At 67.6% G+C, this 349-nt stretch carries 1 protein-coding gene; it reads right to left on the reverse strand.

From position 1 onward, the window contains the following. The coding region (locus tag KHA85_RS20690) for an ABC transporter substrate-binding protein (protein WP_213186745.1) at positions 1 to 349 on the reverse strand (349 nt) is incomplete at both ends.

Below are 349 nucleotides of genomic sequence, written 5' to 3' on the forward strand. Positions count from 1 at the left end.
GGCCTTGGCGCTGTCTTTGCCGCCGGTGGCGTTGAAGGCGGCGGCGATCGCCTGGATCGAGGCGTAGGAGTAGAGGGTGTACCCTTCCGGCTCAAAGCCGCTGGCGCGGAACTTGGCGATCACCGCCTTGCCTTCCGGGATCTGACGCGGATCGTTGCCGAAGGTCATCGGCACGCCGTTGGTGTACTGCGGCCCGCCGGCGGCGGTCACCAGTTCTTCGGTCACCACGCAGTCGCCGGAGAAGAACTTGGCGGTCACGCCCTGCTCGCGCATCTGGCGCACCAGCGGCCCGGCTTCCGGATGGCAGCCGCCGAAGTAGACCACGTCCGGCTTGACCGAGGCGATCTTG

Source organism: Dietzia massiliensis (genome assembly GCF_018390595.1).
GTDB lineage: Bacteria > Actinomycetota > Actinomycetes > Mycobacteriales > Mycobacteriaceae > Dietzia > Dietzia massiliensis.